Below are 25,497 nucleotides of genomic sequence, written 5' to 3'. Positions count from 1 at the left end.
TCGGAAATGACTATGAAAACCCACGCCCCCCGACCTGTTTTCCAGACCGCCTGCGCCCGCGCCGTGGCCCTGCTGTGCGGGCTCTCCCTGCTGGCGCCGACGCCCCTGTGGGCCCAGCCCGGAGCGCGCACCGGCACGCCGCCCGCGCCGCCGGACGTGACCCCGGCCAACCGCGACCAGGTGGTGCTGAACTTCGTCAATGCCGATCTCGACTCGGTGATCAAGGCGGTCGGCCAGGCCACCGGCAAGAACTTCGTGATCGATCCGCGCGTGAAGGGCACGGTCAACCTGGTCACCGAGCAGCCGGTGTCGCGCGCGCAGGCGCTGCAGACGCTGGGGTCGGTGCTGCGCATGCAGGGCTATGCCATGGTCGAGAGCAACGGCTTCACCAAGGTCGTTCCCGAGGCCGATGCCAAGCTGCAGGGCTCGCCCACCGTGATCGGCGGCAGCGCCAGCCGCGGCGACCAGGTGGTGACGCAGGTGTTCCGGCTGAACTATGAATCGGCCAACAACCTGGTGCCCGTGCTGCGGCCGATGATCGCGCCCAACAACACCATCACCGCCTACCCGGCCAACAACACGCTGGTCATCACCGACTACGCCGACAACCTGCGCCGGATCGCGCGCATCATCGCCGCGGTCGATGCGCCGGCCTCGGGCGAGGTCGAGCTGGTGCCGCTCAAGCATGCCCTGGCCAGCGATACCGCAACGGTGCTGCAGAAACTGCTCGACCCCGGCGCCGCGGGCACTGCCGGCGGCGCGCCGGGCGTGGACGCCAGCCTGCGCACCTCGGTGGTGGCGGAGCCGCGCAGCAATTCGCTGATGATCCGCGCCACCAGCCGCGCGCGCCTGCAGCAGGCGCGCCTGCTGATCGACAAGCTCGACCAGCCCTACGCACGCCCGGGCAATATCTGGGTAGTGCCGCTGAAGAATGCCGATGCGGTCAAGCTGGCGGCCACGCTGCGCGCCATTGTCGCCGCCGACAGCAGCTTTGCCAGCACCACCCAGCCTGGCGGGCAGGCCGGCGGCATTGGCGGCGCCGCGGGCCTGACCAATGTCTCGACGCCCGCGGGCGGTCAGTTCACCGGAGGTGTCACCGGGACCCAGACCAGCAGCCGCGGCGGCACCGGCAGCAGCGGCTCGGGCGGGGCCTATGGCAACTCGGCCTTTGCCGCGTCGTTCGGCACCAATACCCAGCCCACCACCGGCGGCATCATCCAGGCCGATGCCTCCACCAACTCGCTGATCATCACCGCCAGCGAGCCCGTCTACCGCAACCTGCGCGGCGTGATCGACGACCTCGACGCGCGCCGCGCGCAGGTCTATATCGAGTCGATGATCGTTGAGGTCACGGCCACCCAGGCGAGCCAGCTCGGCATCCAGTGGCAAGGCCTGCTCACCTCGCCGGGCCACAACACCAACGTCTTTGCCGGCACCAACTTCGGCACCGGTGGGCAGAACATCCTGAACCTGTCGCTGGCCGGCGCGCTGTACAACAGCAACCACACCGCCGGCATCGCCGCGGCGCAGGGGCTGGTGCAGGACGTGGGCGGCCTGAACCTGGGCATCGTCAACAAGGCGCTGGGCCTGGGCGCGCTGCTGCGCGCGCTGGGCACCAACGGCAGCGTCAACCTGCTGTCCACGCCGAACCTGATCACGCTGGAGAACGAGGAAGCCAAGATCCTGATCGGCCAGAACATCCCGATCACCACCGGCTCCTATGCCCAGACCGGGGCCGCTGCCTCGGTCACGCCGTTCCAGACCTTCGACCGCAAGGACGTGGGCATCACGCTGCGCGTGAAGCCGCAGATCACCGACGGCGGGCTGGTGAAGATGCAGATCTTCCAGGAATCGTCATCGGTGGTGCAGTCGACCGCCAACCTGATCCAGGGCCCGACCACCAACGTGCGCTCGATCGAGACCAATGTGCTGGTCGACGACGGCCAGATCATCGTGCTGGGGGGCCTGATCGAGGACTCGTATGGCGACGGCGTGCAGAAGGTGCCGCTGCTGGGCGATATCCCATGGATCGGTGGCCTGTTCCGCTACGAGAACAAGAACCGCTCCAAGACCAACCTGCTGGTGTTCCTGCGCCCCTATGTGATGCGCACCGCAGGCGCCGCCGAGCGCCTGACGCAGGACCGCTACGACTATATGCGCGGGCAGCAGCAGGAGTTTGTTTCGCCTAACGTCATGGTGCGCGACACCAACACGCCGTTGCTGCCACCAGCCGACGCGCCGACCACGCCGTTCGTCGATCCGCGCTCGAACGGCCCGGTTGCCGGCCCGTTGCCGCTGCCGCAGACGCCGGCGCAGAGTGCCCCGCAGCCGGGCGTGCCGGGCCAGCCACTGCCCGAGCAGCAAGTCCCGCAGCAGGTACCTCAGCAAGCGCCGCAGCCGCTGAACCAGCGCGGTGAAGCCGCGTACCCGAACTGAGCCCCGACATGGCCAGCGAAGTCCAAACCACCCTCCCCGCCAGCGTGAACGCGCCGGCCGAGTTCGAGCCGCCCTCGCCGATGGCGGCGCGGCTGGTCTCATACGGCTTTGCGCGCGAGGCGCCGCTGCTGATCGCGCACCAGCGCCCCGACGGGCTGGAAGTATGGGTGAGCCGCGCCACCTCGCCGACGGCCCTGGCCGAAGTCGCGCGCGTGCACGGCGCGCTGCGCCTGCGCGTGCTGGAGCCCGAGGCACTGGAGCGCGCCATGTCCGACGCCTACCACCGCCAGGACGGCAGCGCCGCCCAGGTGGTGGGCGAAGTCGAGGGCGAGGTCGACCTGTCGCGCCTGATGCAGGACATCCCGGCGGTGGAGGACCTGCTGGAATCCGAGGACGACGCGCCGATCATCCGCATGATCAATGCGCTGCTGACACAGGCGGCGCGCGAAGGCGCATCGGATATCCACATCGAGCCGTTCGAATCCTCGTCGGTGGTGCGCTTCCGCGTGGATGGCACGCTGCGCGACGTGGTGCGGCCCAAGAAGGCACTGCACGGCGCGCTGATCTCGCGCATCAAGATCATGGCGCAGCTCGACATTGCCGAGAAACGCCTGCCGCAGGACGGCCGCATCACGCTGCGCGTGGGCGGGCGCCCGGTGGACGTGCGGGTCTCGACCCTGCCCACCGGCCACGGCGAGCGCGCGGTGCTGCGCCTGCTCGACAAGGAAGCCGGCCGCCTGGACCTGGCCAGGCTGGGCATGGCGCCCGGCACGCTGCGCGGCTTCGACCACCTGATCCGCCAGCCGCACGGCATCGTGCTGGTGACCGGGCCGACCGGCTCGGGCAAGACCACCACGCTGTATGCCGCGCTGTCGCGGCTGGATGCGCGCTCCACCAACATCATGACGGTGGAAGATCCGATCGAGTATGACCTGGACGGCATCGGCCAGACCCAGGTCAATGCGCGCATCGACATGACCTTCGGCAAGGCCCTGCGCGCGATCCTGCGCCAGGACCCGGACGTGGTCATGATCGGCGAAATCCGCGACCTGGAAACCGCGCAGATCGCGGTGCAGGCCTCGCTGACCGGCCACCTGGTACTGGCCACGCTGCACACCAACGACTCGGCCTCGGCCGTGACGCGGCTGGTCGACATGGGCATCGAGCCGTTCCTGCTGTCGTCGTCGCTGCTGGGGGTGCTGGCGCAGCGGCTGGTACGGCGCCTGTGCCCGCATTGCAAGCGCGAGGAAGTGATCGAGGTCACGCCCGCCGGGGCCGACGTGCTGCTCGCGCAGGGCAAGCCGCTGCAGAAAGTGTGGCATCCGGTGGGCTGCGACAAGTGCGCCCAGTCGGGCTACCAGGGGCGTATGGGCGTGTACGAGCTGCTCACGGTCGATGACGAGATCCGCACCATGATCCACCGGCAGGCGCCGGAGTCGGAGATCAAGCAGGTGGCGCTGGCGCACGGCATGCACACCATGCGCGGCGACGCGCAGCGCTGGGTCGACAGCGGCGCGACCTCGCTCGAGGAAGTGCTGCGCGTGACGCGCGACTAAGGCGGAGCCGCCCCGATGCCAGCTTTCCGCTATGAAGCCGCCGACGCCGCCGGCAAGACCGACCGTGGCGTGATCGAGGCCGACAGCCCGCGCCAGGCGCGCACGCAACTGCGCGCGCGCGGGCTGACGCCGCTGACCGTCGACCCGCTGGCCGGCGCCGGCCTGGCTCCGCGCAGTGGCCGCCAGCTGTTCGCGCGCAGGCTGTCGACGCAGGAGCAGGCGCTGTTCACGCGCCAGCTGGCCAGCCTGATCGTGGCCGGCCTGCCGCTGGATGAGGCGCTGGGGGCACTGGCCGACCAGGCCGAGCGCGCCTATGTGCATGAACTGCTGGCCGGCATCCGCGCCGAGGTGATGGGCGGCAGCTCGCTGTCGGTGGCGCTGGCGCAGCACCCGCGCGACTTCCCCGATATCTACCGCGCGCTGGTCTCGGCCGGCGAGCATTCCGGCCACCTGGGACTGGTGCTGGAGCGGCTGGCCGGATATATCGAATCGCGCAACACGCTGACTGCCAAGATCCGGCTGGCCTTCACCTACCCGGCCATCGTCACGGTGGTGGCGTTCGCGATCGTGATCTTCCTGCTGTCGTACGTGGTGCCGCAGGTGGTGAGCGTGTTTGCCAATACCAAGCAGAAGCTGCCGACGCTGACCATCGTCATGCTGTGGCTGTCGGACTTCGTGCGCAACTGGTGGTGGGCCGCGCTGGCGGTGATCGTGGTGGTTGCTTTCGGCATCCGCCGGCTGCTGCGCCAGCCCGCGGTGCGGCTCGAATGGCACCGCTGGCTGCTGACCGCCCCGCTGCTGGGCAAGCTGGTACGCGGCTACAACACCGCGCGCTTCGCCGGCACGCTGGCGATCCTGGTGTCGGCGGGCGTGCCGATCCTGCGCAGCCTGCAGGCCGCCGGCGAAACCCTGACCAACGAGGCGCTGCGCGCCAATGTGGAAGACGCCAACACGCGCGTGCGCGAAGGCGCCTCGCTGGCGCGCGCACTGGCGGCACAAAACCAGTTCCCGCCGGTGCTGGTGCACCTGATCCGCTCGGGCGAAGCCACCGGCAACCTGCCGATCATGCTCGACCGCGCCGCCCAGAGCGAAGCGCAGGAACTGGAACGCCGCACGCTGTTCCTGACCAGCCTGCTGGAGCCGCTGCTGATCCTGACCATGGGGGTGGTGGTGCTGCTGATCGTGCTGGCGGTGTTGATGCCGATTATCGAGATCAACCAGTTGGTGCGGTAAGGGCCGCACGAAGAAAAAAACGCCGGCGCGATGTCGGCGTTTCTTTTTGGCGCGAGCAGCCGGCATCGCGCCGGCTTCCCTGTCATTCGGACTTCTTGCTCGGGCGCTTGCGCGTCTTCCGCGCAGGTGCCGGGGCCAGCCCGGCTGCCGGTTCAGGCTGCGGCTGGGGTTCGACTTCGACCTGTGCCGTCAGCACGGTCGTGCCGGGCGCAGCAAACACCGACTGATCAATCGGCCACGGCGTTTCGCTCAGCGTCACGTCGGGGCGGCGCGTGGCACGCTTGCGTGCGGGGCGGGCCTTGGGCTCGGCCTGCGGCGCGGCTTCGGCCACCGGCTCGGTCGCCGGCGGCAACTCGACCACATCGGCGGCGACGGCCGCCAGCTCGACCTCGGGTTCGCGGATGGCCACCGGCTCCGGTGCCGCCTCCGGCTGGGACACGACCGGCGCGGGCGGATCCGCGGGCACGGGGGCCGGTGCCGGCTGGCGGCGCGCTTCAGGCTGCGCCGGGCGCGGCTGCTGCTGTTGCGGCTGCTGCTGTTGCGGCTGCTGCTGGCCCCGGCCATCCCCCTCGCCGCCGCCCTTGGCGCGCTTCTTCAGCCGCACCCAGATGGTCTTGTTGTTGCCGCCGTTGCGGGTCTCGACCTCGAACAGGCCGGTGGCCAGCACCAGTTCCGACAGCTTGCCGTAGCCGTAGTTGCGCGAGTCGAATTCCGGCGCCTGCTTGGCGATATGGTTGCCCATGCTGCCCAGCGTCAGCCAGCCGTCTTCGTCCGACACGGCCTGCGCCGCGTTCTGCAGCAGGCGCACCAGGCGCGAGTCCTGGCGCAGTTCGCCGGTGCTGCGCTTGCGCGTGGGGGCGGCGGCCCCGTCGGCCCCCTCGGCGCCTTCGGTATCCGCATCCGCGCGCAGCACGTCGGAGTAGATGAACTTGTCGCAGGCGGTGACAAAGGGCTTGGGCGTCTTGCGCTCGCCAAAGCCGTACACGGTCAGGCCTTGCTCGCGGATGCGCGAGGCCAGGCGGGTGAAGTCGCTGTCGCTGGAAACGATGCAGAAGCCGTCGAAGCGCCCGGTGTACAGCAGGTCCATGGCGTCGATGATCATGGCGCTGTCGGTGGCGTTCTTGCCCACGGTGTAGCGGAACTGCTGGATCGGCTGGATCGAGTGCGACAGCAGGCGCTCCTTCCAGCCGGCCAGGTTGGGCCGGGTCCAGTCGCCGTAGATACGCTTGACGGCGGCCACGCCGTACTTGGCGACTTCGGCCAGCAGGCCTTCGACGATGGCGGGCGCCGCGTTATCGGCGTCGATCAGCACGGCCAGGGTCGCGGTGCCCTGGCGGGGGGAATTGGTCATGTTCAGGTGGTCACTGGTTTGCCCGTCTCGCTTTATCTCATCGGGACGCGCAATCGGAAAACGGGTTGCACCAGGCTGGCGCGGCATTGGTGGCCGGAATGTGGCCCATCGCAGACCGCCGGGGCACACACGCCGGCGATCTCGATGCAACGCAGTGTACACGCGAACCCCTGTCCATACGGGAAATCACGGGCGCAACGGGCACGCTTTGTGCTGCATTGCAAGGTGCCGCCACGCCGGTGGCGGTGCTACCATGCCGCGCAGAGACACAACCGTCCGGCGCCTTCACAAGAGGCCATCAGGCGGTTGCCCACAACTGCAGGTGTCGGTGATCCCGACAGCACGCCCATAGAGGAGCACCTATGAATGCCCCCCTGACCTCCCCGGTCAGCGACGCTATCCGCCGCGCGCTCGAAAACGTTTCCCTCGAAGACAAATACACGCTGGAGCGTGGCCGCATCTATATCAGCGGCACGCAGGCCCTGGTACGCCTGCCGATGCTGCAGCAGGAACGCGACCGCGCCGCCGGGCTGAACACCGCCGGCTTCATCTCCGGCTACCGGGGCTCGCCGCTGGGCGCGCTGGACCTGTCGCTGTGGAAGGCCAAGAAGCACCTCGCCGCCCACAATATCGTGTTCCAGGCCGGCCTGAACGAAGACCTGGCCGCGACCTCGGTATGGGGTTCGCAGCAGGTCAACATGTACCCGGACGCGAAGTTCGACGGTGTCTTCGGCATGTGGTACGGCAAGGGCCCGGGCGTGGACCGCACCGGCGACGTGTTCAAGCACGCAAACTCGGCGGGCTCCTCCAGGCACGGCGGCGTGCTGGTGCTGGCCGGCGACGACCACTCGGCCAAGTCCTCGACCCTGGCGCACCAGTCCGAGCACATCTTCAAGGCCTGCGGCCTGCCGGTGCTGTATCCGTCCAATGTGCAGGAATACCTGGACTACGGCCTGCACGGCTGGGCCATGAGCCGCTACTCCGGGCTATGGGTGGCGATGAAGTGCGTGACCGACGTGGTGGAATCATCGGCCTCGGTGGAGCTGGATCCGCACCGCGTGCAGATCGCGCTGCCGGGCGACTTCATCATGCCGCCGGGCGGCCTGAACATCCGCTGGCCGGACCCGCCGCTGGAACAGGAAGCGCGCCTGCTCGACTACAAGTGGTACGCGGGCCTGGCCTACGTGCGCGCCAACAAGATCGACCGCATCGAGATCGATTCGCCGCACGCGCGCTTCGGCATCATGACCGGCGGCAAGGCCTACCTGGACACGCGCCAGGCGCTGGCCGACCTGGGCCTGGACGACGCCACCTGCGCGCAGATCGGCATCCGGCTGTACAAGGTGGGCTGCGTGTGGCCGCTGGAGGCACAGGGCGCGCGCGCCTTTGCCGAAGGCCTGCAGGAAATCCTGGTGGTGGAAGAGAAGCGCCAGATCATGGAGTACGCGCTCAAGGAAGAGCTTTACAACTGGCGCGACGACGTGCGCCCCAGGGTCTACGGCAAGTTCGACGAGAAGGACAACGCGGGCGGCGAATGGTCGATCCCGCAAAGCAACTGGCTGCTGCCGGCGCACTATGAGCTGTCGCCGGCGATCATCGCCAAGGCCATCGCCACGCGCCTGGACAAGTTCGAGCTGCCGATCGACGTGCGCGCGCGCATCACCGCGCGCCTGGCCATTATCGAAGCCAAGGAAAAGGCGCTGGCCACGCCGCGCGTCACCGCCGAACGCAAGCCGTGGTTCTGCTCGGGCTGCCCGCACAACACCTCGACCAACGTGCCCGAAGGTTCGCGCGCGCTGGCCGGCATCGGCTGCCACTACATGACGGTGTGGATGGACCGCAGCACCAGCACCTTCAGCCAGATGGGCGGCGAAGGCGTGGCATGGATCGGCCAGGCGCCGTTCGCCGGCGACAAGCATGTGTTCGCCAACCTGGGCGACGGCACCTACTTCCACTCCGGCCTGCTGGCGATCCGCGCGTCGATCGCGGCCAACGTCAACATCACCTACAAGATCCTGTACAACGATGCGGTGGCCATGACCGGCGGCCAGCCGGTGGACGGCCAGCTGTCGGTGCAGGACATTGCGTGGCAGGTGCACAGCGAGGGCGCGAAGAAGATCGTCATCGTCAGCGACCAGCCCGAGAAGTACAACGCGGCGATCAAGCTGCCGCAAGGCATCGACATCCATCACCGCGACCAGCTCGACAGCGTGCAGCGCGAACTGCGCGAGGTGCCGGGCTGCACCATCCTGATCTACGACCAGACCTGCGCCACCGAGAAGCGCCGCCGCCGCAAGCGCGGCACCATGGAAGACCCGCAACGCCGCGCCTTTATCAACGACGCGGTGTGCGAGGGCTGTGGCGACTGCTCGGTCAAGTCAAACTGCCTGTCGGTGGAGCCGCTGGAAACGGACTTCGGCACCAAGCGGCAGATCAACCAGTCGTCATGCAACAAGGACTTCTCGTGCGTGAACGGCTTCTGCCCCAGCTTTGTCACGGCCGAGGGCGCGCAGGTGCGCAAGCCCGAGCAGCATGGCGTGTCGATGGGCAACCTGCCGGCACTGCCTGAGCCGGAGCTGCCGGCGATCCGCCGCGCCTACGGCATCCTCGTGACCGGCGTGGGCGGCACCGGCGTGGTCACCATCGGCGGCCTGCTCGGCATGGCCGCGCACCTGGAGAACAAGGGCGTCACCGTGCTCGACATGGCGGGCCTGGCGCAGAAAGGCGGCGCGGTGCTGTCGCACGTGCAACTGGCCGCGCGCCCCGAGGACCTGCATGCCACCCGCATCGCCATGGGCGAGGCGGACCTGGTGATCGGCTGCGATGCCATCGTGTCGGCCACCGACGAAGTCATCTCCAAGACCCAGGCCGGCCGCACCCGCGCCGTGGTCAATACCGCGCAGACCCCGACCGCCGACTTCATCAAGAACCCGAAGTGGCAGTTCCCGGGCCTGTCGGCCGAGCAGGACGTGCGCAACGCCGTGGGCGAGAAGTGCGACTTCATCAACGCCAGCGGCCTGGCCGTGGCGCTGCTGGGCGATGCCATCTACACCAACCCGCTGGTGCTGGGCTATGCCTGGCAGAAGGGCTGGATCCCGCTGACGCTGCAGGCACTGGAGCGCGCCATCGAACTGAACGGCGTGGCGGTCGAGAAGAACAAGGCCGCGTTCGACTGGGGCCGCCACATGGCGCACGACCCCGAGCACGTGCTGTCGCTGACCGGCAAGCTGAAGACCACCGCTGAAGGCGCCGAAGTGGTCAGGCTGCCGGCCTCGACCGGGGCCATGCTCGAAAAGCTGGTGGCCCGCCGCATGGAGCACCTGACCGCATACCAGGACGCCGCCTATGCGCGCACCTACCGCGAAGCCATCGACCGCGTGCGCGTGGCCGAGAGCACGCTGGCGGGCAGCGGCAAGGCGCTGCCGCTGACCGAAGCGGCGGCGCGCAACCTGGCCAGGCTGATGGCGTACAAGGACGAGTACGAAGTGGCGCGGCTATACACCGACCCGGTCTTCCTCGACAAGCTGCGCGCGCAGTTTGAAGGCGAGCCGGGGCGCGACTACCAGCTCAACTTCTGGCTGGCGCCGCCGGTGAGCGCGAAGCGCGACGACAAGGGCCACCTGGTCAAGCGCAAGTTCGGTCCGTCGACGATGAAGCTGTTCCGCGTGCTGGCCAGGCTGAAGGGCCTGCGCGGCGGTGCCTTCGACATCTTTGGCAAGACCGAGGAACGCCGCACCGAGCGCGCGCTGATCGGCGAGTACCGTGCGCTGCTGGATGAACTGGTGGCGGGCCTCAATGCCGCGAACTACGAGACCGCTGTCGCGTTGGCCAACCTGCCGGACGATATCCGCGGCTTCGGGCACGTGAAGGAAAACAACCTGAAGGCGGCTCGCGGGCGCTGGGCCAGGCTGCTGGAGCAGTTCCGCCATCCGGAGACGGCGCAGCGCGCGGCCTGACGGCCACGGCAACACACGACGGCCTCGCTGCCATGCAGCGAGGCCGTCGTGATTTCAGGGCTGCGCCAGCGTAGCCTCGCCCGGCTTCACATACATCGAGTTGCGCGGCTGCGCCAGCACGCGCCGCACCATCGGTTCGAAGAACGACAGCGGCAGCGTGTCGTAGTCCGTCATGAACGCGGCGCCGTCGTACTTGCGGCAGAACTCCGCGGTGCGTTCGAACAGCTCGGGCTGGCTGCGGTACTGCTCGCGCAGGTTGCGGTCCAGGCCGAGGTGATGGAAAAAGTAATAACCCTGGAACACGCCGTGCTTTTCCACCATCCACAGGTTCTCGGGACTGACAAAGGGCCTGAGGATGGCGGCGGCGATATCGGGATGGTTGAAGCTGCCGAGCGTATCGCCGATATCGTGCAGCAGCGCGCAGACCACGTACTCCTCGTCCTGGCCGTCGCGGTGCGCCAGCGTCGCGGTCTGCAGCGAATGCGTGAGCCGGTCCACAGGGAAGCCGCCGCAATCGCCATCCAGCAGCCGCAGGTGCGCCAGCACGCGCTCCGGCAACGCCCGCGCGAACGGCATGAACTCGGCGGAGATGGCGGCCCAGTCTTCGCGGGTGCCGTGCTCCATATGGCTGAAGGTGGCGCGTGCGGGCGCGTGGATGTCGCTCATGCGGGTCTCCTTTGGTGGGCGTGCGCGATGAGCGCGCGTCGTCTCGTCATGTTTTGCAGGCATTGTGGCACCGGCAGCGGCGCTACACTGTCAAAAAGCTAACAATGTGCCGGCTTATTGCGGCGCAGCAGCCGTTGATGTGATTCGACCGAGCGGTACCCAAGCCCAAGGAGACGACATGACGTTCCACGGAAGCTGCCACTGCGGCGCCGTTGCCTTTGCAGTGGAGGCCGACAGCATCCCCAGCGTGATCCGCTGCAACTGCTCGATCTGCCGCCGGCGCGGCCACCTGCTGTGGTTCGTGCCGCGCGCGGCCTTCACGCTGGAGACGCCGGAGAGCAATGCCTCCACCTATCGCTTCAACACCATGAAGATCGCGCACCGCTTCTGCCCGGTGTGCGGCTGCGGCCCGTACGCGGACGGACAGGACAAGGACGGCAGGCCGATGGCCGCGGTCAATGTGCGCTGCCTGGACAATGTCGACCTCGATAGCCTGAAGGTCATCGACTACGACGGGCTGCACCACTGACGCCATGTTCCGCATTCTCGGCATCGACCACCTGGTGCTACGCAGCGCCGACGTAGGGGCGCTGCGGCGCTTCTATGTCGACGTACTGGGCTGCAGCGTGGAGCGCGAGCAAGCCGACCTGGGCCTGACGCAGCTGCGCGCGGGCAGCGGCCTGATCGACCTGGTCACGCTCGACGGCCCGCTGGGCCGCGCCGGCGGTGCGGGCCCGGGCGCGGAGGGCCGCAACCTGGACCACTTCTGCCTGCGCATCGACCCGTTCGATGCCGACGCGCTGCGGGCGCAGCTGGCGCGGCATGGCGTGGACGCCGGCGAGGTGGCCCAGCGTTTCGGGGCTGACGGCAAGGGGCCGTCGCTCTATGTGCAGGATCCGGACGGCAATGTGGTCGAGCTCAAGGGGCCGCCCTCGCCGGTGACCGCACAGTAACGCCCATACCCCACGGCGCCGCGCGCGCAGCGTGCGCGCAGGATCGCTACAATTTCCGACTGGCCCCACGCGCCGCCATCCATGGCGACCACCCCTGCCGGGCCCGCCATGACCACAGCAGAAGCCAGCTCCGACCCGGACGCCGCCAGCACCAGCCCAGACGCCAGCCCGGCCCGCGCCGGACCCGCGCACCCTCCGCATCTCGCCACGCCGCCGCGCGGGCTGGTCTGGATCCTCGGCCTGACCGAGACCATCTCCTGGGGCACGCTGTTCTTCGCCTTCACCGTCTTCATCGACCCCATGATCCGCAGCCTGGGCTGGTCCAAGCCCTTCCTGGCGGGCGGCTATTCGCTGGGGCTGCTGGTGTGGGCGCTGTGCTCGTTCGCGGTGGGCCGGCTGCTGGACCGCGCGCCGGCGCGCAAGGTGATGGGCGCGGGCTCGGTGCTGGCCGGGCTGGGCCTGCTGCTGTGGGCGTGGACACCGTCGCAGCCGGTGTTCCTGCTGATGTGGGTGCCGATCGGGCTGGCCATGGCGACCACGCTGTACGAGCCCGCCTTCGTCGTGCTGCGCCAGGCCTACGGCGACCAGTACCAGAAGCCGATCGTGGCGGTCACGCTGATGGCCGGCTTTGCCAGCACGATCTTCGTGCCGCTGGCGCAATGGCTGGTGATCCATCTGGGCTGGCGCCCGACGCTGATCGGCTTTGCCGCGCTGAACCTGCTGGTCTGCGCACCGCTGCACGCGCGCATGCGCTACGCGCTGCATCCCACCTACACCGGCATGACCCCGGCCGACGGCCAGTCCGGCAGCCGCGGCGTCGCCCGCGCCACGCTGCGCCAGCCAGTGTTCTGGGCAGTGGTGCTGGCCTTTACCGCGACCGCGGTGGTGGCCTCGCTGCTGGGCGCGCACCTGATCCCGATGCTGACCGAAAAGGGCATGCCGGTGGCGCAGCAACTGGTGGTGGCCGCGCTGATCGGCCCGGCCCAGGTGGTGGGCCGCATGCTGATGATGCGCGCGGGCGTGCGCCACCCGGTGCGGCTGTCGCTGCCGGTCTATGTGCTGATGTGCGCGGGGCTGCTGTGCTTTGCGCTGGGGCACGGTGCCTGGCTGATGGTGGCCGCGGTGCTGTACGGCTGCGCCAACGGCGTCAACACCATGCTGCGCGCGATGGCCATGCCGGAGCTGATCTCGCGCCACCACTACGCCACGCTCAACGGGCTGATGATGACGCCGGTGCTGCTGATGCAGGCCGCGGCCCCATGGCTGGGCGCGCTACTGTGGCGCGCGGCCGGCGGCTACTGGCTGATGCTGTGGGTGATGGTGGCGCTGGCGCTGGGCGCGCTGCTTGCCTTTGGCTACGCGCTGCACCGGCGCGGGCTGCTGCGCGTGGATGCCGCCAGCCGCTAGGTCGTGCCGCGGCCAGGCGCCAGGGTGTCAGGCCGCCGCGCCTGACTGCACTGCGGGCGCCCCGGCGCCCTTGCCCTCGAACACAAAGCTGTCCATCGCCAGCACGCCATAGGTCACTTCGTCGGCAACCCGCGACACCCTGGCCGGGCTGGACATCGAAGGACTCGCGCCCTCCGCGCCCAATGCGGCACCCAGCGCCACATAGAACGGCAGCAGGTGCTCGTCGGTCGGGTGCGCGCGGCGCGCATACGGCGCCTGGGCGCGGTAGTCGGCAATGCGGCGGGTATCGCCGGTGGCCAGGGCCTCGCCCAGCGCCTCGGACATCCAGTTGCGGAAGGCTTCCACATACGGCTCTGCCTGCGGCCCGTGCTGATCGCGCCGGCCACCGCCGAACACTTCCTGCAGGTTGTGCGTGAAGCTGCCGGACGCAAGCACCAGCACGCCCTCGTCGCGCAGCGGCGCCAGCGCGCGGCCGATCGCGATCTGGGTTGCAGGCGACAGGTAGGGGTTCAGCGCCAGCTGCACCACCGGCATGTCGGCGTCCGGGAAGAAGTGGCGCATCGGCATCCAGGCGCCGTGGTCCAGCGGGCGCTCGTCGTCCTGGCCGACAAAGCCGGCGCCGGGGACCGCCGCCGCCTCGACCAGCGCCTTGACCCGCGCCGCCAGTTCCGGCGAGCCCGGGGCGTCGTAGCGCAGTGCGTACAGCTCGCGCGGGAAGCCGCCGAAATCGTGCCAGGCTTCCTGGCGTTCCCGCCTGGTGACGGCCAGCGTGCTGTAGATCCAGTGCGCCGAGATCACCAGCACCGCGCGCGGGCGCTGCGCACGCAACTGCTCGCCGAGCGCATCGAAGGCGGCGCCGGTGGGGCCGGGATCGATAGCGAGCATCGGGGAACCGTGGGAAATATAGAGCGAGGGAAGCATGGCGATACCGCCTTCAAACGGTTTGTGTATTGGCTTCCAGTTTGGCAAATATCGGCGGCGGGCACGGCCACCATTTGCGGACACCTCGTGCAAAAAAGTTGAATGGCGGGATCCAGCGTGGCGTGGCCCACACAGCGCCTGCGGCGCCGGCACCGCGGCCGGGGCGATCGGCCTATGATGCAAGCGGGAGCGCCGGCAATGTGATGTGGCGGGACTCCCGCAACACCAGATGCCACCGCCACGCCACGCGCGCCGAGGTGGCCGGAGACTTCGGTGCTACCGCGCATCCCGCGCCGCCCCGGGCGGCACACCCCCTTCCTCAGCCACTGGTGGCAGCCGGGCGTCTATGGCAGCGTGCCCGCGGTGGCGCTGTGGATCACGGCGCGCTTGCCCGGCGGCCTGCTGCTGTCCCTGGCCGGAACCCCCGCCGCGGCAACCTGGCTCAACCATGCCGGCGATACCGTGTTCGTCAGCGGCTGGGCCGCCAGCGCGCTGCTGCTGTGGCTGACGCGCCGCAAGCCGGCGCCCGCTGAGCCGGCGCATCAGGCGGCGCAGCCCTCGCCACCTCCGCTGCCCCCGGCCCCCTCCGGCTCCGCCCCCCAGCGCCATCCCGCCGGCTGAGCGGCATGCCGCGCCGATATAAGGCGGCAATCGTCCGATCTGAAAGATTTCGAGCGGCGTTCCCGTGCTCCCCTGTGTCGCTAGAATGCGCGGGAGACTGCCGCATGCCGCACTGCAGCGCACCCCGGCACCGACTGCACAGAGATCGTCCATGTCCGCACCCCAGCGACACCGCCGGACCCGCCCCGCGCCACACCGCCGTTTACGCCCTGTCTGGCGGGCGGCCTTGGCCGGCGCGGGCGCGGGCGCGGCGACGCTGCTGGCCGCAGGCGCCGCGCATGCCCAGGGCGCCCCCGGACTGCGCCTGGCCGGGGCCAATGTGCAGCGGCACGCCAACGCGGTGCTGTCGCTGATGTCGTACTCGGTGGTGCCGGACCTGACCTCCAGCTCGCTGTCGATCAAGAACACCAGTACCGACGATCCCGGCATCGTCATGTCGCAGCTGGGCGGCGGCTTCACCATCAGCAAGTCGTTCCCGCTCTACCTGGAGGGCGCGATCGCCTACAGCCGTTACGACCCCACCTTCGTCGCCACCGATGGCGCCGAGTCCCGTGCCATCCCGACGCGCTGGAACACGTTTTCAGGCACCATCGGCGTCGGCTGGGACTTTCCGCTGACGGCCGACAAGGAACTGGTGTTCCGGCCGATCTTCAACGCCTCGCTGGGCAATGTCTCCAGCGACCTGTCGGTGGGCAAGTTCGTGGTCGAGCAGGCCACCGACCGCCAGATCAACTTTCTCGATGGTGGCAGCCTGAACGCCTACGGGCTTGGCGGCTCGGTGATGCTGGACTGGGAGCACTACCGCGAGAATTACGAGGTCGACCTGGAACTGCGCTACACCAATATCCACCTGCAGAGCTTCGGCGGCACGACCAGTTCGGTAACCGGCACCGCCACGGCCCAGACCGCCAACCTGTGGGCGCGCTGGCGGGCGCCGACCGGCATGCATGCGTTCGACCGGCCGGTACGGTACGTGCTGGAACTGTCGCATTCACACTACCTTGGCAGCCAGGCCGGCGTCCTCGGCTTCAACTACCTGACCACGCTCGGCACCGGGCTCGAACTGGATACCAGCGCGCACGAGGTCTTCGTCACCCGGATCCGCGCGGTGCTGCGCTATGTGTTCGGGAACAACGTCTCGGGGTTCTCGCTGGGGCTGGCGGCAAGCTTCTGAGCCGCGCAGGGGGCGGATGCAGGCTTAAGGAATCGCTTAATATGGTGGTTTCCTCCTGCATTGCCAACGCTTCATGACCGCGACCACCGCCCCCATCCCCGAGCTGACCACCGCCACCCGACGAAAGGCGATCATCGCCGCCACCATCGGCAACGGCCTGGAGTGGTTCGACTTCACCGTCTACAGCTTCTTTGCCGTCATCATCGCCAAGCTGTTTTTCCCGACCGGCGATGACCTGACCTCGTTCCTGCTGACCGTCGCCACCTTCGGCGTAGGCTTCTTCATGCGCCCGGTCGGCGCCATCGTGCTCGGCGTCTACGCCGACCGCGTCGGCCGCAAGGCGGCGCTGACGCTGACCATCCTGATGATGGCGCTGGGCACGGCCATCATCGGGCTGGCCCCGACCTACGCGCAGATCGGCCTGTGGGCGCCGGCGCTGATCGTGCTGGCGCGCCTGATCCAGGGCTTTTCCGCCGGCGGCGAAGTGGGCGGCGCCACCGCCTTCCTGATCGAGCACGCGCCCGACGCCGAGCGCGGCGCCTACGCCAGCTGGCAGCAGGCCAGCCAGGGCATTTCGTTCATGCTGGGCGCGGCCATGGGCGCGCTGGTCACCAACGGCCTGTCGCCGGAACAGATCGACGCCTGGGGCTGGCGCATCCCGTTCCTGTTCGGCCTGCTGATCGGCCCGGTGGGCATGTATATCCGCTCGCACCTGCACGAGCCGCCCGAGTTCGAGGCGCGCCAGGCCGCCCGCAAGGCCGCCAAGGTCAAGTTCTCGCCGCTGTCGCAGGTGCTGCGCGACCACCCGCGCGAAGTGCTGGCCGGCCTGGGCGTGACCATCCTGTGGACGGTCTGCACCTACGTGCTGGTGTTCTACATGCCGTCGTACGCCAAGCAGCAGCTGGGCCTGCCGCTGGGCGCGACCTTCAAGTCGACCGCGCTGTGCGGCGCCATCATCCTGGTGCTGTGCCCGCTGATGGGCATGCTGTCGGACCGCATGGGCCGCAAGCGCATGCTGGGCATCGTGGCGCTGCTGATCGGCGTGCTGGCCTACCCGCTGTTCCACTGGCTCAATGTGTCGCCGAGCACGCAGACGCTGCTGCAGGTGCAGATCGTGCTGGGCATCCTGCTGGCCGCCTTCACCGGCCCGGCCCCGGCGGTGCTGGCCGAGCAGTTCCCGACCGAGGTTCGCTCGACCGGCCTGTCGCTGGCCTACAACTTCGCCGTGACCATCTTCGGCGGCTTTGCCCCGCTGATCGTGACGTGGCTGATCGAATCGACACACAACAAGCTGGCGCCGGCGTACTACGTGATTGCCGCCGCCGTGGTGAGCTTTGTTGCGCTTGTGTTCATGCACGACCGCACGGGCAAGAAGCTGGACTGAACCGCCAGCGCCGGTTCCAGTAGAAAAGCCAGCCGCGAGGCTGTAATGCCGTTCAGTTAAGAGCTGAACGGCATTTTTGTATGTAGCGTCAGAGGAAGTTGTAAACGCTGCGCCGAAGTGTTAACTTTCGGGCGCGATGCTTTCCAGTCACCTGACCTTCCTGCTCGAAGCGCAACAGCCGGCCGACTTGAGTCGGCTCGCCGAGCATCTTCCGTACGAGTGGATCGAGCGCGCGGTAGACGCGACGGGAGCGGCAAGTATCCGTCGCCGTCGATTGCCCGCTGAACAGGTGGTCTGGCTGGTGATTGCGCTGGCGATGTACCGCCATTGGTCGATCAGCGAAGTGCTCGACAATCTGGAACTGGCCCTGCCTGACGAGGTGGCGCCGTTCGTCAGCAAGAGCGCGGCGACGCAAGCCCGCCAGCGCGTTGGCGAGGCGCCGCTGGCCTGGCTGTTCGAACGAACAGCGCGCGCCTGGAGTCTGCAGGACGCCAGCGACTACGCCCTCAAGGGACTCAGCCTGTGGGCGATGGATGGCACGACGCTACGCACAGCCGACAGCCCTGCCAACCGCGAGCACTTTGGCGCCCAAGCTTACGCTCGCAGGGTCGCCAGCTATCCGCAGGTGCGCATGGTGACGCTGACTGCGATCCCCACGCACCTGGTGGCAGGTGCCAGCTTCGGTCGCTATGACAGCAATGAGATGGTGTACGCCAAAGGCTTGTTGCCGCAGATACCGGATGATTCGCTGACGGTATTCGACAAAGGCTTCCTGGCTGCCGAGATCCTGTGCGGTCTGACGATGGGCGGGCACAACCGCCACTTCCTGATTCCGGCCAAGTCCAACACGCGCTGGGAGGTGACGGCCGGCACGGCCGAGGACGCCACGGTACGCATGCGTGTCTCGCCGCAGGCACGCAAGAAGTGTCCGGCGCTGCCGGAGTTCTGGCAGGCGCGGGCAATCCGAACGATCGATGCACGCGGACGTAGCCGAATTCTGCTGACGTCGCTGCTCGATCGCCGACGCTTCAAACCTGCTGACATCGTCGCCAGTTACGAGCGGCGCTGGCAGATCGAAACGAGCTACCGGGAACTGAAGCAGTCGATGCTCGGCATGGAGCTGACCCTGCGTAGCCGAACCGTCGATGGGGTATGCCAGGAAATCTGGGGCGCCTTGATCGCCTACAACCTGATTCGTCGCGAGATGGCCAGCGCCGCCCGAGAAGCGAAGCTCGCGCCGACTGACATGAGCTTCGTGCGTGCCTTCCATGTCATCCAGCACGAGATGATGTGGGCAGCTGTCACGCCAGCCTACGCGAAATTGCCCGCCTGCCTGCAGCGCCTACGCGAGCGCCTAAAGTCGCTGCCCAATGTGAAACGACCCGGCCGCTCATGCGACCGGGTCGTCAAGTCCCGCCCTTCACGCTATGCCGTTCGCTTCCTCAATAGGGACCTTAACTGAACGGCATTAGCCGCGAGGCTGGCTTTTTTGTTGCCCGTGGGGCGGCGGGCTACATCTCTTCGCCGCCTTCCCGGTAGATATTGATCACATGCCGTGCCTCGAAGCACAGCGGCATGCCGGGGTTCATCTCGTCGGTGCAATACGGCTGGTTGTCGAGTTCGCCGGTATAGAGCCCGCCCTCGCGCCCGGTGACGTTGACCCACATCCGCTCGACGTGGACTTCCTCGTTGCCGGCTTCGTCCGCCACCAGGATGCGGAAGATCAGCTTGACCTGCTGGCCGGCGCTCAGTGCGTCGCGCTCCTCCTGCGGCGGCATCCAGAACGTGTCGGGATGGGCGGCGGCGATGGGCTCGGCGTCGTCGAGCTCCCATCCGTCCTCGTCCAGGGTTGTCAATCGCATGTCCATTTTCAGCCTTCCGCTATCTCTCAGGTGCGGGCATGATCGCAGCAAATGCGCCGGCCGGCGAGAGGGCAGGCCGGCGCCCGGCACAATCCACGGGGAAAGGTACGCATGACGAACAAGAAGGGAGCGCTGGCAGCGCCGGTGCGCTGCGGCTGGTGCGGCACGCTGGAGGACTATTGCCACTACCACGATACCGAGTGGGGCTTTCCGGTCGCCGACGACCGCCGGCTGTTCGAGAAGCTGTGCCTGGAAGGCTTTCAATCCGGCCTGAGCTGGCTGACCATCCTGCGCAAGCGCGAGGCTTTCCGCAAGGCCTTCGCCAACTTTGATATCGAGAAGGTGGCGCGCTTCACCGAGCGCGACATCGCGCGGCTGCTTGGCGATGCCGGCATCGTGCGCCACCGCGGCAAGATCGAGGCGGCCATCAACAACGCCCAGCGGGCGCGCGAGCTGCTGGAAACGGAGTCGTCGCTTGCGGCCTATTTCTGGCGCTACGAACCGGATCCGGCCAGCCGGCCCAGGGTGCTGACGCCCGAGGTCCTGCGCACCATGGCGATCTCGCCCGAGTCCACCGCGCTGTCGAAGGACCTGAAGAAGCGCGGCTGGCGCTTTGTCGGCCCCACCACGATGTATGCGCTGATGCAGGCGATGGGCCTGGTCAACGACCATCAGGAAGGCTGCACGACGCGCGCCGAAGTACTGGCCGCGCGCAAGGCGTTCAAGGTGCCGCGCTGACCGGTATACGGGGTATACGGGCAGGGCCGTATACGCGCTGTTCGCGCCGTTGACCCGCCGTTGACCCGCCGTTGATCGTATACGCCCGACGCTCCTCCCGGCGCAATGGTCCTGGTTATCTCTTTTATATTGTTTACATATGTAAACATAGTAGTAGTAGGTAAACCGGGCCGCAGGCCGTGGATAAGTCACCTTTTCCCTTTCGGCTCAGTGACTTGCAGGGAAGATAACTGATCCGGGATAACCCTGATTTGTCGGGATAGAACCGTGCTCACGTATACATCGCCGGTGCGGCCACCGGAGTTATCCGTATACGCCCCACAACGCGCCCCCAGGCGGAGCACAGCTTGTCCGGCCGGTTATCCCCAGCCTTCGGCAAAGATGTCCACAGCCGGGCTCATGCCGGCGGGGCTTTTCCTGCGGCGTATACCGGATCGACGTGCGTCATCACGTTGAGCACGTGGTGGTCTTCCAGCGTGCGGCGCCGCGCTTCCACCGCGATGGCGTGGCCCTGGGCCACGCTCAGCGTGGCATCGATTTCCAGGTGCACGTCCACCAGCACCTGGTCGCCCATCTTGCGGGTGCGCAGGTCGTGCAGGCCCAGTACGCCGGGCGTGCCCAGCATGGTCGCGCGGATGGCCTCGACGGTCTGCTCGTCGGCGGCGCGGTCCATCAGGTCGTTGAGCGCGTCCCAGCCAAAGCGCAGGCCCATGCGCGATACCATCAGCCCGACCACGATGGCAGCGACCGGATCGAGCATGTGGTAGCCCAGCAGGTTGCCGCCGATGCCAAGCGCCACCACTAGCGACGACGCCGCATCCGAGCGCGCATGCCAGGCATTGGCCACCAGCATGCCCGAGCGCACGCGCCGCGCCACGGCCAGCATGTAGCGGAACAGCAGTTCCTTGGAAGCCAGCGCGGCCAGCGCCACCCACAGCGCCACCGGCTGCACCGGCTGCAAGCCGCCCGGATGCTGCAGCTTGCCCACCGCCGCCCACAGCATGCCAACGCCCACGGCCAGCAGCAGCGCGCCCAGCGCCAGCGAGGCCGCGGTCTCGAAGCGCAGGTGGCCGTACTGATGGTCGGCGTCCGGATCCTTGCGGCTTTGCCAGGCGGCGGCCAGCACCACGAAGTCGGACAGCAGATCTGACAGCGAATGCGCGGCGTCGGCGATCAGCGCCTGCGAGCCCGCGACGACGCCCGCGACCGCCTGCGCGGCGGTCAGGCCAATATTGACGACCACGCTGACCAGCGTGCTGCGCCGGCCGGCCCGGTGGCGCGCGTCGGCTTCGGCTGCGGTGATGTCGGCGTCGTCCGACAGGTCGGCGGGAGCGGTGGGATTGGCCCGCATGGGATGGGAGTGCGATTCCATCGGGTGACTATAGCCGAACATGCGCAGGGTGCGAATCCGGCCGGACGCGGCGCTGTCGTGCCGATTTCGTAACAGCGCTGGCTAACTTCTTGTGCCGCCTTTACCGTAGACAAGGACGGGCACCGGACGGAAAACCGTACGGACATGCGGCAACGCGACTGCCCGGTCTTTGCAAGGAGGGCCTACACGATGGCGATTCGGTCACTTGCCTCGCACAGCGCATCCCAGCTACGCCGCCTGGTCGGACAGATGCAGGCGGAAGTCGACGCACTCGAGAATCTTTCCACGCCCGATGCCGACGCGCAAAGCCGCCTCGGCTACGCCACCGGCCGCCTGCGCGACGGCATCGAGGCGATCGAGGACGCACTGCAGTCGCTGCGCGCGCTGCAACAGGTACGGCCCTCGGCGATGAAGGCAAGACGGCCGACACGCGTGGCCTAGCCGCGTCGATTGCCAACCCTGGCTACGCCGCCGGGCAATCGCGCAATGCCTGCGCCAGCGCCGCGCATGCGGCCGGCACGGGCCCGATGACGGGAATCGGAAAGCGCTGACCCAGTGCCCGCGCGGCCTCGCCCAGCGGGCCGCCGCCAATGATCACGGCCTGCGCGCCATCCTCGATGCATGCCTGTACAGCCCCCGCCAGCAGGTCTTCCTGCTGCTGCGGCGAGTTGCCCAGCGCGCGCGGATCGCCCTCGGTGAAGCGCGCGCCGGTGAACAGGTCGCCCAGGCCCTGCCGGCGCACGCCGGCATCGATGGACGCGGCCAGGCGCGGCGTGGTGGTGGCGATGCCGAAGCGCCGCTGCCCCGCCGCCGCGGCATGCATCGAGGCTTCGCCGATGCCCACCACCGGCACCGCCAGCCGCGCGCGCAGGGCCTCGATACCGGGGTCGCCGAAGGCGCCGACGATGACGCCGTCGGCACGGCCGGCCAGGCGCAGCATCTGCGCATCGCACACCGCACCGGCAGCTACCGCCAGGTCGTCTTCGTCGACGATCATGGGCGCGCCGCGTGTGACCGCCGCGCCGACCACGTCCGGCGGCGCGGCCATGTGCTGCGCAAGCCAGGCGCGCGCAATCTGAACCATCATCTGCATGGTGGCGCTCGAGGTATTCGGGTTGATCAGCAGGATATGGCTCATGTCAGTGCCGGGATGCCAAGGGGGTCAACGATAGCGTATGGCGGCGGCCAGGGCGAGATGCCCGGCGCGCGACCGCATGCACGGCGCCGGGGTGGCGCTTAACGGCGCTGGCCGCTGGCATTCATCCGGCAATACATATGGCATACATTTGGCATTAACCCGGCCGCGACGTCGCCTGGCTCCGGCATTAATGGCCCGGCCAGGGCCAGTTCATTTCGACCCGATTTCCCGGATATTTTGATGCCGAAAATCGCGCGCGATGATATTAGCCCGTACGGAATGCCGTCCACAAATCGAACAATTGCTTACATGTGATCGATTCGCGGGTAATCGTTACTTCGCATTCATGCCCTGCATCAGTGCACAGGTGCTGTGCCGGAAAATCACACGTAACCCATTGTTACTTGTCTGTACGCTCGCCAACACGTACCCCTAGTATCGCCGCTGCTGGGTTTACTCCAACGGGTTAACCCGATTCGCATTTTCTGCCACAGCAATTCGTCGCGCACACCGCCGTCAGGCGTTTGCCTGGGTGCGGGGATTTTTGTGCACTTTTAATTTATCAAGTTACTAATAGATCAATGACTGGGACAAAATTACTCGCGAATACCCCACCTCAAACGCGCAGAGCGCGTAATTCCTACGTACTCAGCATCCTGGCCGCTACCTGCGCCGCTGTGGTGCTTTCGGCATGCGGCGGCGGCGGCGACGACTCGTCCTCGGGCGGTTCTTCCGCGACCGATTCCACCCGTTGGTCGCGCCGCACTCCCACGACTCCGACGACCTCGACAACTCCCTCGACTCCAACGACGTCTACGGGCACGGGCACTACCACGGCAACGGCCCCGGCCGCCGATGCCATCTTTGACGCCTCCGGTAATCTGAATGCGTCTGCCTATGTCGCCATTGCATCGGACTACGGCAGCGACAAGGCCATTGCTTATCGGTACGGCGCAAGTAATTCGACGGCCGCAGCAGTGCAGACTTATTGGAAACCCACGGATAAAACCTTTTATCCGCATGGTAATACCTGCTACCAGCAGGAATTCCCCGGCGACCAGCTCGATACCAGCACCGACATCATTTACCAGCTGGGCAATCTCGATTGCACCCGTAATGATTTCGGCAGCAACATGGGTGACGTGATTTACCGTCCCGACGTCGCTTCGGACTCCGCTGTCACGTCCCTGCTGACCCTCGATCTGAGCGCCGGCGTGATTACCGAGAAGCCCCAGACGGCCTGGGTCTTCGGCAATGCCACGACCAACCCGCAGCTGAGCAACTACGTTTCCGCCAATGGCGGTGCCATGCCGACGCAGCCGATCGCCGTGGGCCGCTGCAGCGAGCATGACTGCGCACAGTCGCTGGTGGCATTCCAGAACGGCCTGATCGCCTCGGTCGGCAGCAATACGGCTTCGCACTCGGCTTCGGTGAAGCTGCCCGCGGGCAAGGTGCCGACGGCAATCGCCATCACGACGAACTCGGAGTTCGCCCTGGTGACCATCTGGGACACCGTGAACCTGAAGGGCCAGGTGGCGGTGATTGCGCTGGGCAGTCTCGCCGACGGCAGCCAGGTGGGCGGTCCGTATGATTCCAGCGACATGTCGTGGGCGGGCCTCTATCCGGGCCTGCGCAATATGTCGAACTTTGTCTTCATGAAGCTGCTGGGCTTCGTTGACCTGCCTGGCATGGTGGCCCCGACGGATATTTCCGCGGTGACCAATTTCGGCACCATGCAGGACAACACGACCCAGGGCTGGCTCTACGATCCGGTCGGTAACGCCGGCGCCAGCATGTCGCTGCGCCAGGTAACCCCTGCCCTGAGCGACGCCAACCGCCTGAGCTTTGCCCCGGGTGGCGTGAACGCCAACCTGATCTCCCGCTCTGGCGTTGCCGCGGTGATTTCGAAGTCGGAACAGAAGGTGGTGTTCCTGGATCTGAAGCCGCTGTTCGACAAGGTCAACAAGACCTATTTCGAAGGCACGCTGAGCAGCCTGAACAGCACCCTGGCAAATACCGGCCTGGGGGATTCGCAGTGGCCGCAGGCGTTCTCTGTGGACAACTACGCACCGACCATCGTCAAGACGATGAGCCTGGCTCAACGGCCCACGGCTGTGAAGGTGTCGATCCTGGCAAACCCCGGCCAGGCCTGGGTGGCAACCGAAGATGGCGTGATCCACGCGATCTCGGTGGCGGGCGTTCAATCCGGTACCAACCTGGATCCGGCGCTGATCAGCGAAGTGAACACCCTGCAGGTCGGCAAGAACCCGACCAGCATCACCCACAATGTGAACCGGGATACGTTTGGCAATTCGAACACCAGGATCTGGGTGGTGTCGCGTGGCGAGCAGAAGGTCCAGCTGGTGGATATGGCGTCGCTGTCGGTCGTGAAGACGCTGCAGGACTCGCGCATCGTCGATCCGATCTCCGTGTCTGAAACCCAGCAAAGCCCGCTGCTGACCAGCGTCATCACGCTGACCGACTATACGGGCAAGCAAGTGATGAACTATCGCTACGCACCGATTTCCCTGCAGGGCGGCAATACCCCGCTGAATATCGGCATCGGCCAGTCGGGTAGTGACCAGTTCGAGTTTGGCGGCGCCTTTGCAGTGGCCGGCAAGCCGTTCAACTTCACCCAAAGCAATGTACCCTGAGCGTCATGTCAGACTGAGGCGCACCGGTTAATCCCGGCAAGCTTCCCAAGCTGTCAGACCGCTTCCCTGAAGCCC

General features: G+C 67.4%; 20 protein-coding genes. 14 read left to right on the top strand and 6 right to left on the bottom strand.

Annotation, left to right across the window (positions count from 1 at the left end):
• The first annotated feature begins 12 nt into the window (after positions 1 to 12).
• From gspD to gspF, 3 genes are read left to right on the top strand one after another with little or no spacing between them, the layout of a single operon-like run.
• Positions 13 to 2,436, top strand: coding sequence for a type II secretion system secretin GspD (gene gspD, locus ACZ5MJ_RS18965; RefSeq protein WP_464221456.1), 2,424 nt, complete (start codon positions 13 to 15; stop codon positions 2,434 to 2,436).
• 8 nt (positions 2,437 to 2,444) lie between these two features.
• Entirely contained in the window at positions 2,445 to 3,992 is a 1,548-nt protein-coding gene (gene gspE, locus ACZ5MJ_RS18960; RefSeq protein WP_464221454.1) for a type II secretion system ATPase GspE, read from the top strand.
• Positions 3,993 to 4,007: 15 nt separating this feature from the next.
• Positions 4,008 to 5,225, top strand: coding sequence for a type II secretion system inner membrane protein GspF (gene gspF / locus ACZ5MJ_RS18955; RefSeq protein WP_464221453.1), 1,218 nt, complete (start codon positions 4,008 to 4,010; stop codon positions 5,223 to 5,225).
• Positions 5,226 to 5,307: 82 nt separating this feature from the next.
• On the opposite strand, the gene ACZ5MJ_RS18950 is transcribed toward gspF, so the two are convergent.
• The gene (locus ACZ5MJ_RS18950) at positions 5,308 to 6,576 is read right to left on the bottom strand and encodes an NYN domain-containing protein (RefSeq protein WP_464221451.1); all 1,269 of its coding nucleotides are present in this window, start codon (positions 6,574 to 6,576) and stop codon (positions 5,308 to 5,310) included.
• A gap of 362 nt (positions 6,577 to 6,938) precedes the next feature.
• Between ACZ5MJ_RS18950 and ACZ5MJ_RS18945 the strand changes: the two genes are divergently transcribed.
• The gene (locus ACZ5MJ_RS18945) at positions 6,939 to 10,532 is read left to right on the top strand and encodes an indolepyruvate ferredoxin oxidoreductase family protein (RefSeq protein ID WP_464221449.1); all 3,594 of its coding nucleotides are present in this window, start codon (positions 6,939 to 6,941) and stop codon (positions 10,530 to 10,532) included.
• 54 nt (positions 10,533 to 10,586) lie between these two features.
• Here the strand turns inward: ACZ5MJ_RS18945 and ACZ5MJ_RS18940 are convergent, their stop codons facing one another.
• A complete protein-coding gene (locus tag ACZ5MJ_RS18940; protein ID WP_464221447.1) occupies positions 10,587 to 11,198 on the bottom strand; it encodes an HD domain-containing protein in 612 nt (203 codons plus the stop codon).
• A 178-nt stretch (positions 11,199 to 11,376) separates the two neighbouring features.
• On the opposite strand from ACZ5MJ_RS18940, the gene ACZ5MJ_RS18935 reads away from it, so the two are divergent.
• The 3 genes from ACZ5MJ_RS18935 to ACZ5MJ_RS18925 all read left to right on the top strand — a co-directional run bounded on the left by ACZ5MJ_RS18935 (position 11,377) and on the right by ACZ5MJ_RS18925 (position 13,558).
• The gene (locus ACZ5MJ_RS18935; RefSeq protein ID WP_464221445.1) at positions 11,377 to 11,727 is read left to right on the top strand and encodes a GFA family protein; all 351 of its coding nucleotides are present in this window, start codon (positions 11,377 to 11,379) and stop codon (positions 11,725 to 11,727) included.
• 4 nt (positions 11,728 to 11,731) lie between these two features.
• Positions 11,732 to 12,151, top strand: a complete 420-nt coding sequence (locus tag ACZ5MJ_RS18930; protein WP_464221443.1) for a VOC family protein — start codon at positions 11,732 to 11,734, stop codon at positions 12,149 to 12,151.
• A gap of 108 nt (positions 12,152 to 12,259) precedes the next feature.
• Entirely contained in the window at positions 12,260 to 13,558 is a 1,299-nt protein-coding gene (locus ACZ5MJ_RS18925; RefSeq protein WP_464221441.1) for an MFS transporter, read from the top strand.
• A gap of 27 nt (positions 13,559 to 13,585) precedes the next feature.
• On the opposite strand, the gene ACZ5MJ_RS18920 is transcribed toward ACZ5MJ_RS18925, so the two are convergent.
• Positions 13,586 to 14,479: a dioxygenase family protein gene (locus tag ACZ5MJ_RS18920; RefSeq protein ID WP_464221439.1), complete on the bottom strand. Its 894-nt coding sequence runs from the start codon at positions 14,477 to 14,479 to the stop codon at positions 13,586 to 13,588.
• A 273-nt stretch (positions 14,480 to 14,752) separates the two neighbouring features.
• Here ACZ5MJ_RS18920 and ACZ5MJ_RS18915 point away from each other — a divergent pair, with 273 nt between their 5' ends.
• From ACZ5MJ_RS18915 to ACZ5MJ_RS18900, 4 genes are all read left to right on the top strand, one after another.
• On the top strand, positions 14,753 to 15,100 hold the full coding sequence (locus tag ACZ5MJ_RS18915) for a hypothetical protein (protein WP_464221437.1): 348 nt from the start codon (positions 14,753 to 14,755) through the stop codon (positions 15,098 to 15,100).
• A 151-nt stretch (positions 15,101 to 15,251) separates the two neighbouring features.
• Entirely contained in the window at positions 15,252 to 16,274 is a 1,023-nt protein-coding gene (locus tag ACZ5MJ_RS18910; protein WP_464221435.1) for a hypothetical protein, read from the top strand.
• A 73-nt stretch (positions 16,275 to 16,347) separates the two neighbouring features.
• Complete coding sequence (locus ACZ5MJ_RS18905) at positions 16,348 to 17,658, top strand: MFS transporter (RefSeq protein ID WP_464221433.1); 1,311 nt, start codon at positions 16,348 to 16,350, stop codon at positions 17,656 to 17,658.
• 136 nt (positions 17,659 to 17,794) lie between these two features.
• Positions 17,795 to 19,120: an IS4 family transposase gene (locus ACZ5MJ_RS18900; protein WP_464221431.1), complete on the top strand. Its 1,326-nt coding sequence runs from the start codon at positions 17,795 to 17,797 to the stop codon at positions 19,118 to 19,120.
• A gap of 49 nt (positions 19,121 to 19,169) precedes the next feature.
• On the opposite strand, the gene ACZ5MJ_RS18895 is transcribed toward ACZ5MJ_RS18900, so the two are convergent.
• Complete coding sequence (locus tag ACZ5MJ_RS18895) at positions 19,170 to 19,526, bottom strand: DUF2314 domain-containing protein (RefSeq protein WP_464221430.1); 357 nt, start codon at positions 19,524 to 19,526, stop codon at positions 19,170 to 19,172.
• 105 nt (positions 19,527 to 19,631) lie between these two features.
• Between ACZ5MJ_RS18895 and ACZ5MJ_RS18890 the strand changes: the two genes are divergently transcribed.
• The gene (locus ACZ5MJ_RS18890; RefSeq protein WP_464221429.1) at positions 19,632 to 20,258 is read left to right on the top strand and encodes a DNA-3-methyladenine glycosylase I; all 627 of its coding nucleotides are present in this window, start codon (positions 19,632 to 19,634) and stop codon (positions 20,256 to 20,258) included.
• 397 nt (positions 20,259 to 20,655) lie between these two features.
• Here the strand turns inward: ACZ5MJ_RS18890 and ACZ5MJ_RS18885 are convergent, their stop codons facing one another.
• Positions 20,656 to 21,609 (bottom strand): cation diffusion facilitator family transporter, encoded by a 954-nt coding sequence (locus tag ACZ5MJ_RS18885; RefSeq protein ID WP_464223756.1) that lies wholly within the window; start codon positions 21,607 to 21,609, stop codon positions 20,656 to 20,658.
• A 210-nt stretch (positions 21,610 to 21,819) separates the two neighbouring features.
• Here ACZ5MJ_RS18885 and ACZ5MJ_RS18880 point away from each other — a divergent pair, with 210 nt between their 5' ends.
• Positions 21,820 to 22,071: a hypothetical protein gene (locus tag ACZ5MJ_RS18880; protein WP_464221426.1), complete on the top strand. Its 252-nt coding sequence runs from the start codon at positions 21,820 to 21,822 to the stop codon at positions 22,069 to 22,071.
• 22 nt (positions 22,072 to 22,093) lie between these two features.
• On the opposite strand, the gene ACZ5MJ_RS18875 is transcribed toward ACZ5MJ_RS18880, so the two are convergent.
• Positions 22,094 to 22,768: an aspartate/glutamate racemase family protein gene (locus tag ACZ5MJ_RS18875; RefSeq protein WP_464221424.1), complete on the bottom strand. Its 675-nt coding sequence runs from the start codon at positions 22,766 to 22,768 to the stop codon at positions 22,094 to 22,096.
• A 977-nt stretch (positions 22,769 to 23,745) separates the two neighbouring features.
• On the opposite strand from ACZ5MJ_RS18875, the gene ACZ5MJ_RS18870 reads away from it, so the two are divergent.
• Positions 23,746 to 25,422, top strand: a complete 1,677-nt coding sequence (locus tag ACZ5MJ_RS18870; protein WP_464221423.1) for a hypothetical protein — start codon at positions 23,746 to 23,748, stop codon at positions 25,420 to 25,422.
• Positions 25,423 to 25,497 lie beyond the last annotated feature (75 nt).

The organism is Cupriavidus sp. LA-1 (assembly GCF_055385985.1).
This window is presented reverse-complemented; position numbering and strand designations above follow the sequence as displayed.

What these genes read in the sequence shown, in the direction of transcription:
- ACZ5MJ_RS18910 (WP_464221435.1), top strand. Translation starts at nt 15,252, where the DNA reads ATGTCCGCACCCCAGCGACACCGCCGGACCCGCCCCGCGCCACACCGC.
- ACZ5MJ_RS18945 (WP_464221449.1), top strand. Translation starts at nt 6,939, where the DNA reads ATGAATGCCCCCCTGACCTCCCCGGTCAGCGACGCTATCCGCCGCGCG.
- ACZ5MJ_RS18950 (WP_464221451.1), bottom strand. Translation starts at nt 6,576, where the DNA reads ATGACCAATTCCCCCCGCCAGGGCACCGCGACCCTGGCCGTGCTGATC.
- ACZ5MJ_RS18895 (WP_464221430.1), bottom strand. Translation starts at nt 19,526, where the DNA reads ATGGACATGCGATTGACAACCCTGGACGAGGACGGATGGGAGCTCGAC.
- ACZ5MJ_RS18875 (WP_464221424.1), bottom strand. Translation starts at nt 22,768, where the DNA reads ATGAGCCATATCCTGCTGATCAACCCGAATACCTCGAGCGCCACCATG.
- ACZ5MJ_RS18925 (WP_464221441.1), top strand. Translation starts at nt 12,260, where the DNA reads ATGACCACAGCAGAAGCCAGCTCCGACCCGGACGCCGCCAGCACCAGC.
- gspD (WP_464221456.1), top strand. Translation starts at nt 13, where the DNA reads ATGAAAACCCACGCCCCCCGACCTGTTTTCCAGACCGCCTGCGCCCGC.
- ACZ5MJ_RS18890 (WP_464221429.1), top strand. Translation starts at nt 19,632, where the DNA reads ATGACGAACAAGAAGGGAGCGCTGGCAGCGCCGGTGCGCTGCGGCTGG.
- ACZ5MJ_RS18900 (WP_464221431.1), top strand. Translation starts at nt 17,795, where the DNA reads ATGCTTTCCAGTCACCTGACCTTCCTGCTCGAAGCGCAACAGCCGGCC.
- ACZ5MJ_RS18920 (WP_464221439.1), bottom strand. Translation starts at nt 14,479, where the DNA reads ATGCTTCCCTCGCTCTATATTTCCCACGGTTCCCCGATGCTCGCTATC.
- ACZ5MJ_RS18905 (WP_464221433.1), top strand. Translation starts at nt 16,348, where the DNA reads ATGACCGCGACCACCGCCCCCATCCCCGAGCTGACCACCGCCACCCGA.
- ACZ5MJ_RS18940 (WP_464221447.1), bottom strand. Translation starts at nt 11,198, where the DNA reads ATGAGCGACATCCACGCGCCCGCACGCGCCACCTTCAGCCATATGGAG.
- ACZ5MJ_RS18935 (WP_464221445.1), top strand. Translation starts at nt 11,377, where the DNA reads ATGACGTTCCACGGAAGCTGCCACTGCGGCGCCGTTGCCTTTGCAGTG.
- ACZ5MJ_RS18885 (WP_464223756.1), bottom strand. Translation starts at nt 21,609, where the DNA reads ATGCGGGCCAATCCCACCGCTCCCGCCGACCTGTCGGACGACGCCGAC.
- gspF (WP_464221453.1), top strand. Translation starts at nt 4,008, where the DNA reads ATGCCAGCTTTCCGCTATGAAGCCGCCGACGCCGCCGGCAAGACCGAC.
- ACZ5MJ_RS18930 (WP_464221443.1), top strand. Translation starts at nt 11,732, where the DNA reads ATGTTCCGCATTCTCGGCATCGACCACCTGGTGCTACGCAGCGCCGAC.
- gspE (WP_464221454.1), top strand. Translation starts at nt 2,445, where the DNA reads ATGGCCAGCGAAGTCCAAACCACCCTCCCCGCCAGCGTGAACGCGCCG.
- ACZ5MJ_RS18880 (WP_464221426.1), top strand. Translation starts at nt 21,820, where the DNA reads ATGGCGATTCGGTCACTTGCCTCGCACAGCGCATCCCAGCTACGCCGC.